Annotated in this window: 16 protein-coding genes and 1 tRNA gene; 7 read left to right on the forward strand and 10 right to left on the reverse strand. The window is 58.7% G+C overall.

What is annotated here, in order from left to right; all coding sequences use genetic code 11:
• Nucleotides 1-292: 292 nt before the first annotated feature.
• The 3 genes from HMPREF2935_RS00460 to HMPREF2935_RS00470 are packed head-to-tail and all read left to right on the forward strand — an operon-like array spanning nt 293 to nt 3,868.
• Complete coding sequence (locus HMPREF2935_RS00460; RefSeq protein ID WP_070731541.1) at nt 293-1,219, forward strand: ABC transporter permease; 927 nt, start codon at nt 293-295, stop codon at nt 1,217-1,219.
• Entirely contained in the window at nt 1,212-2,171 is a 960-nt protein-coding gene (locus tag HMPREF2935_RS00465) for an ABC transporter permease (RefSeq protein ID WP_061920197.1), read from the forward strand. Before HMPREF2935_RS00460 ends, HMPREF2935_RS00465 begins: the two co-directional genes overlap by 8 nt.
• Nucleotides 2,171-3,868 carry a dipeptide ABC transporter ATP-binding protein gene (locus HMPREF2935_RS00470; RefSeq protein ID WP_061920195.1) on the forward strand — a complete coding sequence of 566 codons (1,698 nt, stop codon included), beginning with the start codon at nt 2,171-2,173 and terminating at the stop codon, nt 3,866-3,868. Before HMPREF2935_RS00465 ends, HMPREF2935_RS00470 begins: the two co-directional genes overlap by 1 nt.
• On the opposite strand, the gene HMPREF2935_RS00475 is transcribed toward HMPREF2935_RS00470, so the two are convergent.
• From HMPREF2935_RS00475 to nth, 4 genes are read right to left on the reverse strand one after another with little or no spacing between them, the layout of a single operon-like run.
• The gene (locus HMPREF2935_RS00475) at nt 3,865-5,061 is read right to left on the reverse strand and encodes a MarP family serine protease (protein ID WP_201040623.1); all 1,197 of its coding nucleotides are present in this window, start codon (nt 5,059-5,061) and stop codon (nt 3,865-3,867) included. The genes HMPREF2935_RS00470 and HMPREF2935_RS00475 overlap by 4 nt on opposite strands.
• A gap of 58 nt (nt 5,062-5,119) precedes the next feature.
• Complete coding sequence (locus HMPREF2935_RS00480) at nt 5,120-5,827, reverse strand: NUDIX hydrolase (RefSeq protein ID WP_061920192.1); 708 nt, start codon at nt 5,825-5,827, stop codon at nt 5,120-5,122.
• Complete coding sequence (locus tag HMPREF2935_RS00485) at nt 5,824-6,450, reverse strand: TlpA family protein disulfide reductase (RefSeq protein ID WP_061920190.1); 627 nt, start codon at nt 6,448-6,450, stop codon at nt 5,824-5,826. Before HMPREF2935_RS00485 ends, HMPREF2935_RS00480 begins: the two co-directional genes overlap by 4 nt.
• A 19-nt stretch (nt 6,451-6,469) precedes the next feature.
• Complete coding sequence (gene nth, locus HMPREF2935_RS00490; RefSeq protein WP_061920188.1) at nt 6,470-7,123, reverse strand: endonuclease III; 654 nt, start codon at nt 7,121-7,123, stop codon at nt 6,470-6,472.
• 339 nt (nt 7,124-7,462) lie between these two features.
• On the opposite strand from nth, the gene glxR reads away from it, so the two are divergent.
• Nucleotides 7,463-8,146: a CRP-like cAMP-activated global transcriptional regulator GlxR gene (glxR, locus tag HMPREF2935_RS00495; protein WP_061920186.1), complete on the forward strand. Its 684-nt coding sequence runs from the start codon at nt 7,463-7,465 to the stop codon at nt 8,144-8,146.
• Between the two features lie 101 nt (nt 8,147-8,247).
• Here the strand turns inward: glxR and HMPREF2935_RS00500 are convergent, their stop codons facing one another.
• From HMPREF2935_RS00500 to HMPREF2935_RS00510, 4 genes are read right to left on the reverse strand one after another with little or no spacing between them, the layout of a single operon-like run.
• Nucleotides 8,248-9,060 (reverse strand): MBL fold metallo-hydrolase, encoded by an 813-nt coding sequence (locus HMPREF2935_RS00500; protein ID WP_061920184.1) that lies wholly within the window; start codon nt 9,058-9,060, stop codon nt 8,248-8,250.
• 19 nt (nt 9,061-9,079) lie between these two features.
• Entirely contained in the window at nt 9,080-9,538 is a 459-nt protein-coding gene (locus HMPREF2935_RS00505; protein ID WP_061920182.1) for a RidA family protein, read from the reverse strand.
• Nucleotides 9,538-9,696, reverse strand: coding sequence for a Sp36 family protein (locus HMPREF2935_RS12895; protein ID WP_086892235.1), 159 nt, complete (start codon nt 9,694-9,696; stop codon nt 9,538-9,540). Before HMPREF2935_RS12895 ends, HMPREF2935_RS00505 begins: the two co-directional genes overlap by 1 nt.
• A gap of 59 nt (nt 9,697-9,755) precedes the next feature.
• Nucleotides 9,756-10,079, reverse strand: coding sequence for a WhiB family transcriptional regulator (locus HMPREF2935_RS00510; RefSeq protein WP_061920180.1), 324 nt, complete (start codon nt 10,077-10,079; stop codon nt 9,756-9,758).
• Between the two features lie 223 nt (nt 10,080-10,302).
• Here HMPREF2935_RS00510 and HMPREF2935_RS00515 point away from each other — a divergent pair, with 223 nt between their 5' ends.
• On the forward strand, nt 10,303-12,750 hold the full coding sequence (locus tag HMPREF2935_RS00515) for a transglycosylase domain-containing protein (protein WP_070731542.1): 2,448 nt from the start codon (nt 10,303-10,305) through the stop codon (nt 12,748-12,750).
• A 110-nt stretch (nt 12,751-12,860) separates the two neighbouring features.
• Here HMPREF2935_RS00515 and HMPREF2935_RS00520 read toward each other — a convergent pair whose 3' ends face one another.
• Nucleotides 12,861-13,325, reverse strand: coding sequence for a GatB/YqeY domain-containing protein (locus HMPREF2935_RS00520; RefSeq protein ID WP_061920175.1), 465 nt, complete (start codon nt 13,323-13,325; stop codon nt 12,861-12,863).
• A gap of 51 nt (nt 13,326-13,376) precedes the next feature.
• Here HMPREF2935_RS00520 and HMPREF2935_RS00525 point away from each other — a divergent pair, with 51 nt between their 5' ends.
• Together HMPREF2935_RS00525 and HMPREF2935_RS00530 are read left to right on the forward strand one after the other, a co-directional pair.
• The gene (locus HMPREF2935_RS00525) at nt 13,377-14,249 is read left to right on the forward strand and encodes a metallophosphoesterase (protein WP_371326192.1); all 873 of its coding nucleotides are present in this window, start codon (nt 13,377-13,379) and stop codon (nt 14,247-14,249) included.
• A 101-nt stretch (nt 14,250-14,350) separates the two neighbouring features.
• A tRNA-Pro gene (locus HMPREF2935_RS00530) sits at nt 14,351-14,427 on the forward strand.
• Nucleotides 14,428-14,564: 137 nt separating this feature from the next.
• Here HMPREF2935_RS00530 and HMPREF2935_RS00535 read toward each other — a convergent pair.
• Nucleotides 14,565-15,444: NAD(P)/FAD-dependent oxidoreductase (locus HMPREF2935_RS00535; protein ID WP_246817745.1), on the reverse strand; the 880-nt coding region annotated here is incomplete at its 5' end.

Genomic DNA, 15,444 nt, shown 5'->3' on the forward strand with positions numbered 1-15,444 from the left:
AGGCGGAGCAATGCCATGCCCGCCCCTTTCTCGGTTTGCACATCCCACAGTTTCTGTTACGGACTAGGCCCGTTATTGACAAGGCCCCCGCGCACTACCCCTCTAATAATTCGATAACGCCTGCATATTGCACATTGAGATAGGTCACAAACTACGATTTCCTATAGCCAGACAGGCGACAGATTTTAATAAACGCGTAAGCAGCCTCTGCCACAGCGTAAATACGCACGGACCCGCCAGGTTCCACGCGGCGTCGGCAAGCGAATGTACACAACTAGTAAAGGACGACACTATGTTGCGCTATATCGGGCGACGAGTGCTCCAGATGATCCCGGTGTTCTTCGGAGCCACCCTGCTCATCTACGCACTGGTTTTCTTGATGCCCGGTGACCCGGTCGAAGCCCTCGGCGGCGACCGCGGCCTCACCGAGGCAGCTCGCGCCAGGATCGAGGCGGAATACAACCTCGACAAGCCATTCATTGTCCAGTACCTGCTCTACATCAAGGGCATCTTCATGCTGGACTTCGGCACGACCTTCTCCGGCGTCCCGGTCACTCAGGTCATGGCTAATGCCTTCCCCGTCACGGTGAAGCTGACGCTCATGGCCATCGTCTTCGAGACGGTCTTCGGCATTCTCTTCGGCGTCATCGCCGGCATGCGCCGCGGCGGTTTCTTTGATTCCACCGTCTTGGTCGTGTCCCTCTTGGTTATCGCCGTTCCTTCCTTCGTCATTGGCTTCGTCTTCCAGTACCTCATCGGTATTAAATGGCAGCTGCTGCCCGTAACCGTCGGCGCTAAGGCTTCCTTCGAAGCCCTGCTCATGCCGGCCATCGTCCTGGGTGCGCTGTCCCTGGCATACGTCATCCGCCTGACACGTCAGTCTGTGGCCGAGAACCTACGCGCTGACTACGTACGCACCGCGCGCGCAAAAGGTCTTTCCAGCGGGGCTGTTACCCGCCGACACGCGCTGCGCAACTCGCTTATCCCCGTTGCCACCTTCATCGGCGCCGACATCGGTGCGCTGATGACCGGCGCCATCGTCACCGAAGGAATCTTCGGCATCAACGGCGTCGGCGGCACCATGTACCAAGCCATCCTGCGCGGCGAGCCGACCACAATCGTCTCCTTCACCACCGTGCTGGTGATCATCTACATCATCGCCAACCTGCTGGTTGACCTCCTCTACGCAGTACTCGACCCGAGGATCCGCTATGCCTAAACTCGACAAGACCACCCAGTACCCAGGCCAGGAGCACTTCATCTCCGACGTCGACGAGACCGGCCTCGGCGCCGTCGACGCTGTCAAGGATGAATCCGCCCCTTCCTCCCAGTGGGGCGAAGCATGGCGTTACCTGCGCCGCCGCCCATTGTTCTGGGTCGCCGCCGTGATGATCACCTTGGCGATTCTCCTCGCGCTCTTCCCCGGCCTTTTCACCAATACTGACCCGCGTATGTGCGAGCTCTCCAAGTCGCTCGACCCAGCAGAGGCAGGCCACCCATTCGGCTTTAACCGCCAGGGCTGCGATATCTACGCCCGCGTTATCTACGGCGCACGCGCATCCGTGATCGTCGGTGTTTTGACCACCCTCCTCGTGGTCATCATCGGTGCCCTAGTGGGCGCCATAGCCGGCTTCTTCGGCGGTTGGATTGACGCTGTTCTCTCCCGCATCACCGATATCTTCTTCGCCATCCCGCTGGTGTTGGCGGCCATCGTTGTCATGCAGATGTTCAAGGAGCACCGCACCATCATCACTGTGGTTCTCGTACTTGGCTTGTTCGGCTGGGTATCCATCGCCCGCATCACCCGCGGTGCCGTTGTATCCATCAAGAACGAGGAATTCGTCCAATCCGCGCGTTCCATCGGTGCTTCCAACGCCCGCATCCTGTTTAGCCACGTCCTGCCGAACGCTGCGGCTCCGATCATTTCTTATGCCACCGTCGCGCTGGGCACCTACATCGTTGCCGAGGCCACGCTGTCCTTCCTCGGCATCGGCCTGCCCTCCACGTTCGTCTCGTGGGGCGGCGACATCTCTGATGCACAGGCCTCCCTGCGCATGAATCCAGCCGTTTTGTTCTACCCGGCAGGCGCTCTGGGCCTGACCGTTCTGAGCTTCATCATGATGGGCGACGTCGTCCGCGACGCCCTCGACCCGAAGGCAAGGAATCGCTAATGAATAAGCCACTTCTTGAAATGAAGGACGTCCACATCTCCTTCGAGTCCTCCACCGGCACCGTCGAGGCAGTACGTGGCGTCAACATGACCATCTACCCAGGCCAGTCCGTGGCAATCGTGGGCGAGTCCGGTTCCGGTAAGTCCACAACCGCGATGTCCATCCTGGGACTTCTGCCGGGCACCGGCAAGGTGACGAAGGGACAAATCCTCTTCGAGGGTGAGGACATCACCCACTACAACGACAAGCAGTTCGAGGCCCTGCGCGGAAACAAGATCGGCTTGGTTCCGCAGGATCCAATGTCCAACTTGAACCCGGTCTGGCGTATCGGCACCCAGGTCGAAGAGTCGCTGAAGGCCAACAACGTGCTGGAGGGCTCCGAGCGCGAAAAGCGCGTCGTGCAGATCCTGGAGGAAGCAGGGCTTCCCGACGCCGCGCGTCGCGCCAAGCAGTATCCACACGAGTTTTCTGGCGGCATGCGCCAGCGCGCACTCATCGGCATCGGCCTGGCTGCGCGCCCAAAGCTGCTGATTGCCGACGAGCCCACCTCGGCGCTGGACGTGACCGTGCAGAAGACCATCCTGGATCACCTGGGTCACCTCGCTGAAGAGCTGGGCAACGCCGTGCTATTTATTACCCACGACCTGGGCTTGGCGGCAGAACGCGCCGAGCACCTCATCGTGATGCACCGCGGCCGCATCGTGGAGTCTGGCCCTTCGCGCGAGATTCTGCGCGATCCGGAGCACCCATATACCCAGCGTCTGGTTACCGCAGCGCCTTCCTTGGCTTCCTCGCGCATCCGCGCTGCCCAAGAGGCAGGCGTGGAAAGCACAGAGCTCAAGGCCGCGGCTTCGCACAGCGCCAACATCGAAGATGAAGCCGTCATCTCCGTGCGCAACCTGAATAAGGAATTCGATATCCGCGGTCAGCGCGGCGAGAAGAAACTGCTCAAGGCAGTCGACGACGTCTCTTTTGATATCCGTCGCGGCACCACCATGGCACTCGTGGGCGAGTCTGGTTCGGGCAAGTCCACCGTGGCAAACATGGTGCTGGGCCTGCTCTCCCCGACCTCCGGCACCATCGAGTTCGAGGGCAAGGACACCTCGAAGCTGTCCAAGAAGGAGCTTTTCCAGCTGCGCCGCAAGATGCAGGTGGTCTTCCAGAACCCATATGGTTCCTTGGATCCGATGTATTCCATTTACAAGTGCATCGAAGAACCACTCGCGCTACACAAGGTGGGTAACCGCAAAGAGCGCGAGGCCCGCGTTGCAGAGTTGCTCGACATGGTGGCAATGCCGCGTTCTGCAATGCGCCGCTACCCGAACGAGCTTTCCGGTGGTCAGCGTCAGCGTATCGCCATCGCTCGTGCCTTGGCCCTGCACCCAGAGGTCATTGTTCTCGACGAGGCGGTCTCCGCACTCGACGTGCTGGTCCAAGACCAGATCATCAAGCTCTTGGCGCAGCTGCAGTCCGAGCTCAAGCTGTCTTACCTGTTCATCACCCACGACCTAGCCGTGGTGCGTCAGACTGCCGACGACGTCGTGGTTATGCGCAAAGGCAAGGTCATGGAGGCTGGCACCTCCGAGGCCATCTTCAACAACCCGCAAGAGGAATACACCCGCAACCTCATCAACTCGGTTCCAGGCATGCACTTGGAGATTGGCACGGGCAGCAACTTGGGGCTGACCAAAAGCTAGCTAGCAACGCAGCTGCCGGTGTCTGCCGGGCTCCGCAGCTGCGTGATATCGCCGATGTGGTTTTTTACCTCGTCGGCGGTAAGAGCGTAGCCGGTCTCCGCATCATCCACGGAAGCGCCGAAGACCACGCCCAACACCTGGCCCATGTCATTGACTATCGGGCCACCTGAATTTCCCTGGCGAATGGTGCCGCGCACCGTATAAGCATCACGCTCGACGCGGCCCTTGGAATAGATATCCGGCCCAGCAATGGTGATGCGCTCGCGCACCCGCGCCATGCCGGCGTCGAACGGCCCGGAGTGCGGGAAGCCCATGACCATTACGTCATCGCCGGTATCTGCCGGTTGTTCAGCCCACTCAAGCGGAGCAATTCCCAGGTTCTTGCTGTGCAGCACAGCAATATCGACGTCCGGGTTGTAATAAACCACCTGCGCTTCGCGCAGCCCCAACACGGTATCGAGGTGCACCTTCTCAGTGCCGGCTACCACGTGGGCGTTAGTGATCACGTAATCATCGGCCGCGACGAAGCCGGAACCCATCAAGCGGCGGGAGCAAACCTCTGCGTCGCCAAGCACGTGAATAATTGATGGACGCAGCTGCTCTACCAGCGCAGGATCGTTCACGTCCTGTGGCGGCGCGGCCACCTCGACGGCTGAGTCGGAAGTCTGCCACGGCGAGACCAGCGGCGGCAGGCCGGATTCATTCAGCATCGCCGCGACACCATTCGGCAACGCAGCCAGCTGCGTAGGCGCCACCCCATTAAGCGCCGTCAGAATGCGTGATTCGCGCAAGGCCTTGCCTGGGGTACCGCCCACATTGGAGGCCAAGGGCAGCGAAACCAACCAAATCACAAAGATCGCAGCCACTGCCTGGAAGCCGGCACCGATGAAAGAATCCACGCGCTGCTTTTGCCGGGTCCGCATTCTATCGCGCAAGCGCGCACCGATGCTTGCGCCGATGAGCTGGCCGACGCCCACGAGCAGAATAAGCACGCCGATGGCCAGCAGGAAGCGCAAAGCCGCTTGGTCCGTAAGCTGCATGGCAACGGGGGCCAGCACCGTGCCCAACACAACGCCTGCCACGATGCCCACGAAGGAAAGCACGGCAGAGATAGCTCCTTGGCGCCAGCCCGCCACCAAGGCGAGCAATACGGCGACCATGATCAGGAGGTCTAGGGCGAGGGTCAGGGTCACGGGAGGAAAATCTTTCTTTTTCTATTGTCTAAGAAGAGCCGTAAGTAGCCTGCGAAAGCTAAAACATCTTCTCATTATTCCGGGAGCGGCTTAGTGCGCCGTGCAGATCATGCACGGAATTGTTATCCCATGTGCGCTCCCACCCAGCGTGCTCCAATATTGTTGCCAGAATTCCGGCAGTAAACCCCCACACGAGGTAGTCATTCGTATAAAAGGCCGGGCCATGCCACGGACCGAAGCCCACCAACAAACGATTCTTCGGCTCCGCGAGCTCACGCAATGGATACCAAAACACGTCATCGGTCTCTTCCGGGCTGGCAGCCCAGACCTCGCCCGGGGAGTGCCAGTAGGCCAAGACCGGGCTTACAGGGTTACCCGTTGCACGAATATGCAACTGCTCCCACACTTCCAGGGCAGTCACACTCGCGCGCTCCAGCCCGGTTTCTTCCCAGGCCTCGCGTAGTGCAACGTCGACAAGCGTGGCGTCTTCTGGGTCCCGCCGTCCGCCAGGGAAAGCAATTTGGCCTGAATGAGAGCGCATGGTGGGCGAACGGTGTGTGAGCAGCACTTCCCCATCCTTAAAACTAGAGCCTTTGAACAGGACCAAAACGGCAGACTCACGCCGCACCGGTGGTGTGGTTTGGGTAAAGCGATCCGCATCCCGGTTGCCGATTCGCTCCTGCACCGCCCGCGCATCCACGCCTAAGGCAGGACGCAGCCACCCCGGCGCTCGTTCTGGAAAGACCGTGCGTTCCCGCGTGCTCATCGCAGGGCCTCCTCCACGGCCTTCTCCAGCTCTTCCTCCGACTTAAAAGGCTTGACGTACTGCTTTTTCACCTCGCCCTTATAGGCCACGACGGTGACCGGGATGACGCCGGGAAGACCCAGGGTGCCGGCGAAGGAATTATCGGAGTCTTGGTAGCTTGCGAGATTCACGCCGAGGTCTTCCAAAAAGGCCGCGCCATTTGCTGCATTCTTATCCGCATGCACTCCCACGACGGACCATTCGGGATGCTCATCCGCAATCTGGCGCACATACGGCAGCTCAGCTCGGCAAGGCTCGCACCACCAGGCCCAGACGTTGATGACCTGCACATCCTTTGCCTTCCCCTTGGCCTGCGCGCCCAAGCACTCAAGTTCTACTCCGGCGACCGGCCCTTCCGGACACGCCGGGCGCTTGGCGACGTCCGCGTTCGCGCCAACACCCGCAGTAGCGCTCTGGTCCGCGCCTTGGGCCGCATTCTGGGCCGCATTCTGGGAACTGTTTGAGGCACTGTTTGCGGAATCCTGGCCTGCGCCCAAAAGGCTGCGTGCTCCAACAAAGGCCACCAAGGCAACAAGCACTGCTGCGATGAGCGAACCGATGACATAAACGTTGGGCCTGTTCATGCGCAATACCTTACTGCCCCTACCGGACATCAGGAGGTGCGGCGCCCGTAGGACACAAATGACGCACTACACAGGCACCGCATTGCGGGGAACGCGCATGGCAAACACGGCGGCCATGGAAGATGATGCGATGCGAAAACATCGTCCATTCTTCCTCCGGCAGCAGCTGGGCTATGTCCTTTTCAATCTGCAGCGGCGTCTTGGATTCGCTCAAAGCCATGCGCTGCATGAGCCTTCCGAAGTGGGTATCCACAGTAATCCCCGGCAGCCCAAAGGCATTGCCACGTACCACCAGCGCAGTCTTGCGGCCCACGCCGGGCAAAGAGGTCAGCTCCTTAATCCCGGTAGGGACTTGCCCATCGAAATCGGCCATGATTTTCTCGCCGATGCCCAGCAAGTGCCCCGCCTTCGCGCGCTGAAAGCCCAGCGGGCGCAAAACAGCCTCCAGGTCGGCCCTTCGGGCCGCGGCATAATGCGCGGCAGAGGGATACTCTTCAAAAAGCTCCGGGGTAACCTGGTTGACCCTGGCATCGGTGCATTGTGCCGAGAGCACCGTGGCTACGAGCAGCTCTAGGGGATTGCGAAAATCTAGTTCGCATTCGGCGTCGGGGTACTCCGTTGCTAGCAGGTCATTGATGCGCGATGCACGGCTAGCGGGCGATGACTCAGACATCTTTCCTACCTTAGTAGAATGGCGGGCATGGTCTCACTGGTTATCATCGTGCCCGTCGCCCTCGCACTGTTTGCAATCCTCATGGAAAAGCTTGAGGCGAAGGTCCTCGGAAACTAAGAAATTTCTTCGCATACGCCCCTGACCTCCTCTAAGCTGTGACAATTTTTCACGAGGTTAGATAAAGTGACAAATTACACTGTAGGATGAGATGAGTTACATAGGGGCGCGCGCCTGTATCGCTAGAACACATCTAGGTTTTCGTTACACACGCGTCAAATGCTTGGAAGAGTTCTGAGCATTTCAACACCACTACCCCCCATTGACTTCAAGGAGTAAATCGTGGAAGGCGTACAGGACATTCTTTCTCGCGCTGGCATTTTCCAGGGCGTTGATCCCGTCGCGGTACAGAACCTCATTGAGCAGATGGAAACCGTCCGATTCCCGCGCGGAACCACCATTTTTGATGAAGGCGAGCCCGGTGACCGTCTCTACATCATCACCTCGGGCAAGATTAAGCTGGCCCGCCACGCTCCGGATGGCCGCGAGAACCTGCTGACCGTCATGGGCCCTTCCGATATGTTCGGCGAGCTCTCCATCTTCGATCCAGGCCCACGCACCTCCTCCGCAGTCTGCGTCACCGAGGTGCAGGCAGCCACCATGAACTCCGAGATGCTCAAGCAGTGGGTCGCTGATCACCCTGCCATCGCCCAGCAGTTGCTGCGCGTTCTGGCTCGCCGCCTGCGCCGCACCAACGCGAACCTCGCGGACCTCATCTTCACCGACGTTCCGGGCCGCGTTGCTAAGACCCTGCTGCAGCTGGCTAACCGCTTCGGCGTGCAGGAAGGTGGCGCACTGCGCGTCAACCACGACCTCACCCAGGAAGAGATCGCCCAGCTGGTCGGCGCTTCCCGCGAGACCGTCAACAAGGCTCTAGCTACCTTCGCGCACCGCGGTTGGATCCGCCTCGAAGGCAAGTCCGTCCTCATCGTGGATACCGAGCACCTGGCAAAGCGCGCTCGCTAATAGCCTTAAAACTAAAAGTAATCTCCCAGCTTCCCTATTCAGGAGGCCGGGAGATTATTTTTAGTTTTAGCGGTTTTGTTCAGGCAGTTTATTTGCCCCGCCTACTTGCGCGCAGCTAAGTACTTCAAAGTAGTACGAGTGGACTGCTCAGCTGCATGCCGCAGAACTGGGTCAACGTCGTCATACATCTCATCGACCAAAGTCTTGAGATCAATGTCCTCGCCCAAGCGGCCGTGGATTTCCTTGATCTGCTCAAGACGGTGGTAGCGACGGTCAATGTACTTGCGCGCAACCTGGGAAACATCATCCAAATCTGGGCCGTGGCCAGGCAGCAGCGGGATGTCCTTGCCGCGCTCTTCCAGCATGTCCAAGGTCTTCAAGTATTCGCCCAAGTCACCGTCGGTCTCAGACAGCAAGACGGTGTGGCGGCCGGCAATGGTGTCACCGGTCATGATTCCCTCGAGCTGAGAATCCTTGGCAACTCCAGACCACACAAAGAAAGAGGTGGAATCCGCAGTGTGCCCTGGGGTGTGGACCACCTCTAGCTGCGGGGTGATTCCGTCGACGGTGATAATTTCGCCGTCGACAAGCGCCTCTGCTCCATTGCAGTAGTTCGGGTCGAAAGCGCGGATCGGTGCACCGGTGAGCTGGCGAAGACGCTGCGCACCCGATGCGTGATCATCGTGACGGTGGGTAACCAAAATCAGCGCCACCTCGCCAGCGTTAGCGCTGACGACGTTGAGGTGACCTTCATCTTCTGGGCCCGGATCAACAACGATGGCCCTGGAATCTTCGTTAGCGCGAATGATCCACGTGTTGGTTCCCTCAAGTGCCGTGTAGCTTGGGTTGTCACAAAGAACAACGCCCACGGATTGAGTCACGGGACGCAATTGGCTGTATGCAGGATGCTCCATGATTACTAAGCCTATCCGATCACTTAGAAATTTCTACGATAACTTCAACCTCGACGGGCGAGTTTTTCGGCAAAACGGCCACGCCCACAGCCGAGCGAGCGTGAGTGCCAGCCTCTCCGAATAGCTCTCCGATGAAGTCAGAAGCACCGTTGATAACAGCAGCCTGCTCCACAAAGTCAGGTGCCGAAGCCACGAAACCTACAACCTTGACCACGCGCGAGACGTTGTCTAAGCCAACAACAGAATCGATAGCTGCGAGAGCATTCAGCGCTGCCACCCGGGCGTATTCTTGCGCATCTTCAACAGATACCTCTGCGCCCACCTTGCCGGTGGCAGGCAGATTGCCGTCAATTACAGGCAACTGACCGGAGGTCCACACCTGATCTCCTACGCGAACTGCAGGCACGTAGGAAGCAAGCGGCTTTGCCACCTCGGGCAGTGAATATCCAAGATCAGCCAGGCGCGTGAGATGGCTCATTACTGCTCCACCTCACGCTTGAAGTAAGCCACGACATTTTCCGGATTCATGCCGGGAGTGATGGTAACCAGCTCCCAACCATCTTCACCCCAGGAATCGAGGATCTGCTTGGTCGCGTGAGTCAGTACAGGCGCGGTAGCGTATTCCCATTTAGTCATAGACCATATTCTACCGGCCTAAGGGCAAAAATGGCGCGTTAACCAACCCTGCGATTTGGTTAAATACCGATGAGTTCGCCGCCCTCAGCTAGGTAGTGTGCCCAGCTGGTGATGTGCGGGTTCTTGCGCAGCAGCGCACGGCGCTGGCGCTCAGTCAGGCCACCCCATACGCCAAATTCCACGCGGTTATCGAGGGCATCGGCACGGCATTCATTGAGCACCGGGCAGTGGCGGCAAATTACAGCAGCCTTACGCTGCTCGGCTCCACGGACAAACAATGCGTCTGGGTCACCGTTACGGCACTTTGCTTGAGTTACCCATTCACCGCGCTCGGTCGCACTTGCAGACTTAGACGCTCCCGTTACCTTCAGGCTTACGGTCATGACTGGGTAGCTCCTTCCTCTACTACCTATTCCGCGGCTTTGGGAATAATTTTTATGAAACCCCATGCAAGCAGCGCAGCCGCTTGTAAGATGTTTCATAGTGCGGAATATTATGTAACAACGGTAAGTGTATTCACACGCGTAAGCACTTGTCTAACACGTCACACTTTAGGGGGGAGTTCATTCTTCCCCGCTCACAGTTTCACCACGTAGGGTGTTTCTCGTGACTGTCATCAAATCCCTGGGAAAAATTGCCCTCTCCACGGTTCTCGTGGGGGCGCTCATCGCCGTAGTAATTGCCCCCTTTGCGGGTCTTTCTGGTGTGGCAATTGCCCGTACCAACGACACCATGCAGTCAGATCTGCAAGATCTCACTGCTGGCGACGCCCCGGGCGTATCCACGATTTTGGACGCCAAAGGCAACAGCCTGGCCTATATATATGAGCAGCGTCGCCACCCTGTTAGCGCCGAGAAGATTTCCAAACCGATGAAGCAGGCAATCGTCGCCATCGAGGATCGCCGGTTCTACGAGCACGAGGGCGTTGACTTCCAAGGCAATTTCCGTGCCCTCTGGAGCAACTTGGCTTCCGGCGGCGTCTCCCAGGGCGCTTCAACTTTGAACCAGCAATATGTAAAGAACTACCTGCTGCTGGTCAATGCCAAAACGGAGGAAGAACGCGCCGCCGCCATCGAGCAATCGGTACCGCGCAAGCTGCGTGAGATGCGCATGGCAACGGACCTCGATAAGAAGCTGGACAAGGAAGAAATCCTCAGCAATTACCTGAACCTCGTCCCCTTCGGCAATCACGCCTACGGCGTCGAGGCCGCTGCGCGCACCTATTTTGGCACCCATGCTTCTGAGCTCACCGTGCCACAGGCAGCGATGCTGGCCGGCATGGTCCAATCCTCTGAGTACCTCAACCCCTTTACCAATAAGGACGAGGTGCTCTCGCGCCGCAACCTCGTGCTGCAGTCCATGGCAGATAGCGGTTCCATCACCCAGGCAGAGGCCGATAAGTACGCCCAGCAAGATCTCGGCGTACTCGATAAGCCTTCCCTGCTTCCTAACGGTTGCATCAGCGCCAAGGATCGTGGCTTCTTCTGCGATTACGTCATCGAATACCTAGAAGAAAAGGGCATCTCCCGCGAGCAGCTCGCCCGCGGCGGCTACACCATCCGCACCACGCTGAACCCGGACGTACAAGACCAAGCACTCAATGCGGTGCGCTCTCAGACAGACCCCAATACACCCGGTGTCGCCGAGGTAATGAACGTGGTCGAGCCCAGCAAGTCCAACCGCCCAGTGCTCGCCATGGTCTCCTCCCGCACCTATGGTCTGGACCTCGACAAGAACGAAACCATGCTCCCGCAGCCGCACTCCCTAGTGGGCAACGGCGCCGGCTCGGTCTTCAAGGTCTTTACCGCCGCTGCCGCTCTGGAGTCTGGTTATGGCATCAAAAATCAGCTCGATGTCCCAACTCGCTACGAAGCAGAGGGCTTGGGCTCCGGCGGTGCCGCGGGCTGCCCACCTAACCGCTATTGCGTGGAAAACGCCGGCAACTACGCCGCGACCATGACCATGCAGGATGCCTTGGCGTTCTCGCCGAATACGACCTTCATCAAGCTCATCGAGCAGGTCGGCGTGGAGCACGTAGTAGATATGTCCGTAAAACTGGGCCTGCGCTCCTATGGCGAAAAGGGCAGCTACGACAAGGACACCTCGATCGCCCAACACATCAAGGAATCCAACCTGGGTTCTTACACGCTTGGACCGACTGCCGTAGATCCGCTGGAGCTGGCTAACGTCGGCGCAACCTTGGCCTCGGAGGGAATGTGGTGTGAGCCTAACCCGATCAGCAAGATCACGGACAAGGACGGCAACGAGGTCTACCTCAAGGTTCCGAATTGCGAGCGCGCCGTCAACAAGGACATTGCCAATGCGCTAACCAACAACATGACGGCCGATACCGAAAAGGGCACTGCCTCTTCCTCCGCACAGATGATGGGCTTTAACGGCAAGGCTGCGGCAAAGACTGGTACTACAGAGTCCAATCAGTCCTCCGCATTCCTGGGCTTTAACTCCGCTATATCTGCCGCCCCTTATATCTACAACGACGGCACCAACACCTCCTCGCTGTGTACCAGCCCGGTGCGCCAGTGTGGTTACGGCGATCTCTTCGGCGGCCTTGAGCCCGCGCGTTCCTTCTACGCGATGGCCTCTAGCATTCCGGCCGCAGCACAGGGCACGGTTCCGAATTACAACAAGGCTTATGACGAGGGCAAGGTCAATTCGCTCTTCGACAGCATCCGCGGCAAGTCCGAAAGCGAGGCTCGCTCCAAGCTAGAGGCCGAGGGCTATGAGGTAAAGGTCTCGCAAGTACAGGGCAACGGCGTGCCTTATGGCCGCGTGGTCCGCGCGATTACTGGGCCAAGGGGCCTCAAGAAGGGTGCGGAGGTCACTTTGCAGCTTTCCGACGGCACTTCTGCCGCACCTCCACCTTCCTCCAACGGTAGCGGCCAAGGCGCCGAAGCAGCACGGACCGGCACCGGCGGTGCCAACTCGGCCCCTTCCGGCGATCAGCAACAGCAGCAACCCGCGCCGGAGCCGCTCATCCGTCAGGAAGACATCGACGCCGTCGCTAACGACATCCGCAGCTTCTTCGGCCTCTAGCTTCTAGAGAAGCTAGAAGGGCATAAAAAATACCGCTCTATGTATTTAAGGCACTCCGATCGCGGAGATTGAACGCCTTATTTGCATAGAGCGGTACGCGTTTTTAGGGCTTAAGACAGCTTTGCCTTTACAGCCGCGGAAAGGCGCTTGCCATCAGCGCGGCCAGCGGCCTTCGCGGTGGCAACCTTCATCACATTACCCATCTGCTTGATGGTTACGGTCTCACCGGTTTCTGCTTCTACCTCAGCGATGGCCTCGCCGACGAGGGTGTCCAGCTCGGCGTCGTCAAGCTGCTCTGGCTGGTAGGCCTCGAAGTAAGGGACGTCGGCAAGCTCGGCGTCGGCCAGCTCCTGGCGGCCATTTTCTGCGTATACCTCAGCGGACTCGCGGCGCTTCTTGATTTCGCGTGCGATGACCTTGAGTACGTCTTCATCGGTTAGTTCATGGCGTGCGCCATTGGTTTCTTCTGCCTGAATTGCAGCGAGCAGGGCGCGGATAGCGCTGGTGCGTTCCTTCTCGCGGGCCTTCATTGCGGTCTTCAGATCTCCACGAATGGTTTCTTTAAGCTGGCTCATGTACTTCAATCTACGCCAGGTAGGCTTGATTAGGTGAAGATTCTCCCGATTATGGGCGGCATTGCCGCCGCTGGCCTTGGCACCCTGGCGTGGGGTTACACCGAACTGACCAAGTTTGAGCTGAAAGAGTACACGCTGCCGCTGCTGCCTGCGGGCACTTTGCGCGGTGAGGAAGAGTTCCGCATCCTCCATATCTCGGATCTGCACATGATTCCGGGGCAAGAAGCAAAAATTGAGTGGGTTGCGGCGCTGGATAAGCTGAATCCCGATTTGGTGGTCAACACCGGCGACAACCTGTCGGACCAGGGCGGCGTGCCCGATACGCTGCGCGCCCTCGGCCCGCTGCTGAACCGACCAGGCCTGTTCGTCTTCGGCACCAACGACTATTGGGCGCCGCGTCCGGTCAACCCATTCAAGTACCTGTTGGGCCGCAAGCGTGAGCCTTCCTACGTTGACCTGCCATGGAAGGGCATGCGTGCGGCATTCATTGAGCGTGGCTGGCACGACGCCAACCAGGCTCGCGTGGAATTCAAGGTGGGCGACGTCAAGCTCGCCGTCGCTGGCGTGGATGATCCGCACCACGACCTTGATGACTATTCAGAGATCGCCGGCGCCCCCAACCCGGATGCGGACCTGGCATTGGCACTGCTCCACGCCCCTGAGCCGCGCGTACTTGAGCAATTCGCTGCCGACGGCTACCAGCTTTCCCTATCCGGCCACACCCATGGCGGCCAGATCTGTCTGCCGGGCTCCCGCGCACTGGTCACTAACTGCGGAATCGACCGCGCTCGTGTCCAGGGTCTGCATGACTTCGGCCCGATGAAGATGCACGTTTCCAACGGCCTCGGCACCTCGAAGTTTGCCCCTGTGCGCATCTTCTGCCGACCTTCCGCGACGCTGCTGCGCATCACCGAAGCCAACTAGCGCCGCATCCTGGCCACAGGCTAGAGTCCCCGCTCATCTGGCGTTTTGTTGTTCACCCTCAGGCTGCGTTAAAGTATTCGGGTACCGCTTAAGACGGTTTCCGGGATATGGCGCAGCTTGGTAGCGCGCTTCGTTCGGGACGAAGAGGTCGCAGGTTCAAATCCTGTTATCCCGACCAATACAATCAGCACAAGCTGACAGAAATGGTCGCTGCTTCACACAGAGCAGCGACCTTTTTCTTTTTCCGCCGCCGCCCGCCGGTCGGCTTCCCCGCCATGAAGCGCGTAGCGAAAGCTGGCTACCAGCAAGATTGACTTAAACCAGCTCGCTTAATTCAGCGGTCAGCATTGCTTGGTCGATCGCAATTGCGGTGGCAGCTCCGGCTCCCATAGCTTGTGGGACTTGGTCTGGTGAACTGGTTACATTGCCTGCAGCCCACAGATTTTGTTGGGAAGTACGTCCGTTGGATTGCTGAACCCATCCGTCCTCGTCGTACTGACAGCCTGCTTCAATCAAAAGCTGGTGGTTCGGGTGGAAAGCCGGCCCCACAAAACAAGACTCAAACCGGATCTTTTCCCCATCCACGCTGAGGATAAGCCCCTCAGAGAAATCAGGATCGGCGGCAACCTGCTGCACAGGCTTGTTATTTACCTCGATGCCACGCGCGGCGAATTGCTTGAGGTCTGTTTCGCCAAGAGAAAGACCATTCGGGAAGAAAGTAATGTTCGGGCTCCACTTTCGCAGCAAGTGCACCATCCGCACAGTAAATCCCGGATTGAGGCCGCCGATAACCGCGATTCGACGATTACGCACTTCATAACCATGGCAATACGGGCAATGGAAAATTCGTTGGCCCCACAGCTCCTCTACACCGGGAACATCTGGCAATTCATCCGTAATACCCGTGCTGACCAAGACATGTTTGGCACGGATTTCATCACCTTCAACAGTAAAAGCTCGCCAGCCCAATGCGCCGCCCTCGGCAGGTTCAAGCTTGGCAACAGTGCCTTTTATGTAATTGCCGCCGAAAGCACGAAACTCGCTTTGCCCCTTTTCCAAGTACTCCACCGGGTTCACACCGTCGAGCCCCATAATTCCGTGCGCATGCGAGCTAAACCGATTGCGAGGTTTGCCGCTATCGACGACAGCAACGCTTCGCTGTGAAGTGCCCCAGGTTTTGTTCCGTTTGAGTAGA

This window comes from Corynebacterium sp. HMSC076D02 (genome assembly GCF_001813815.1).
Lineage (GTDB): Bacteria > Actinomycetota > Actinomycetes > Mycobacteriales > Mycobacteriaceae > Corynebacterium > Corynebacterium simulans.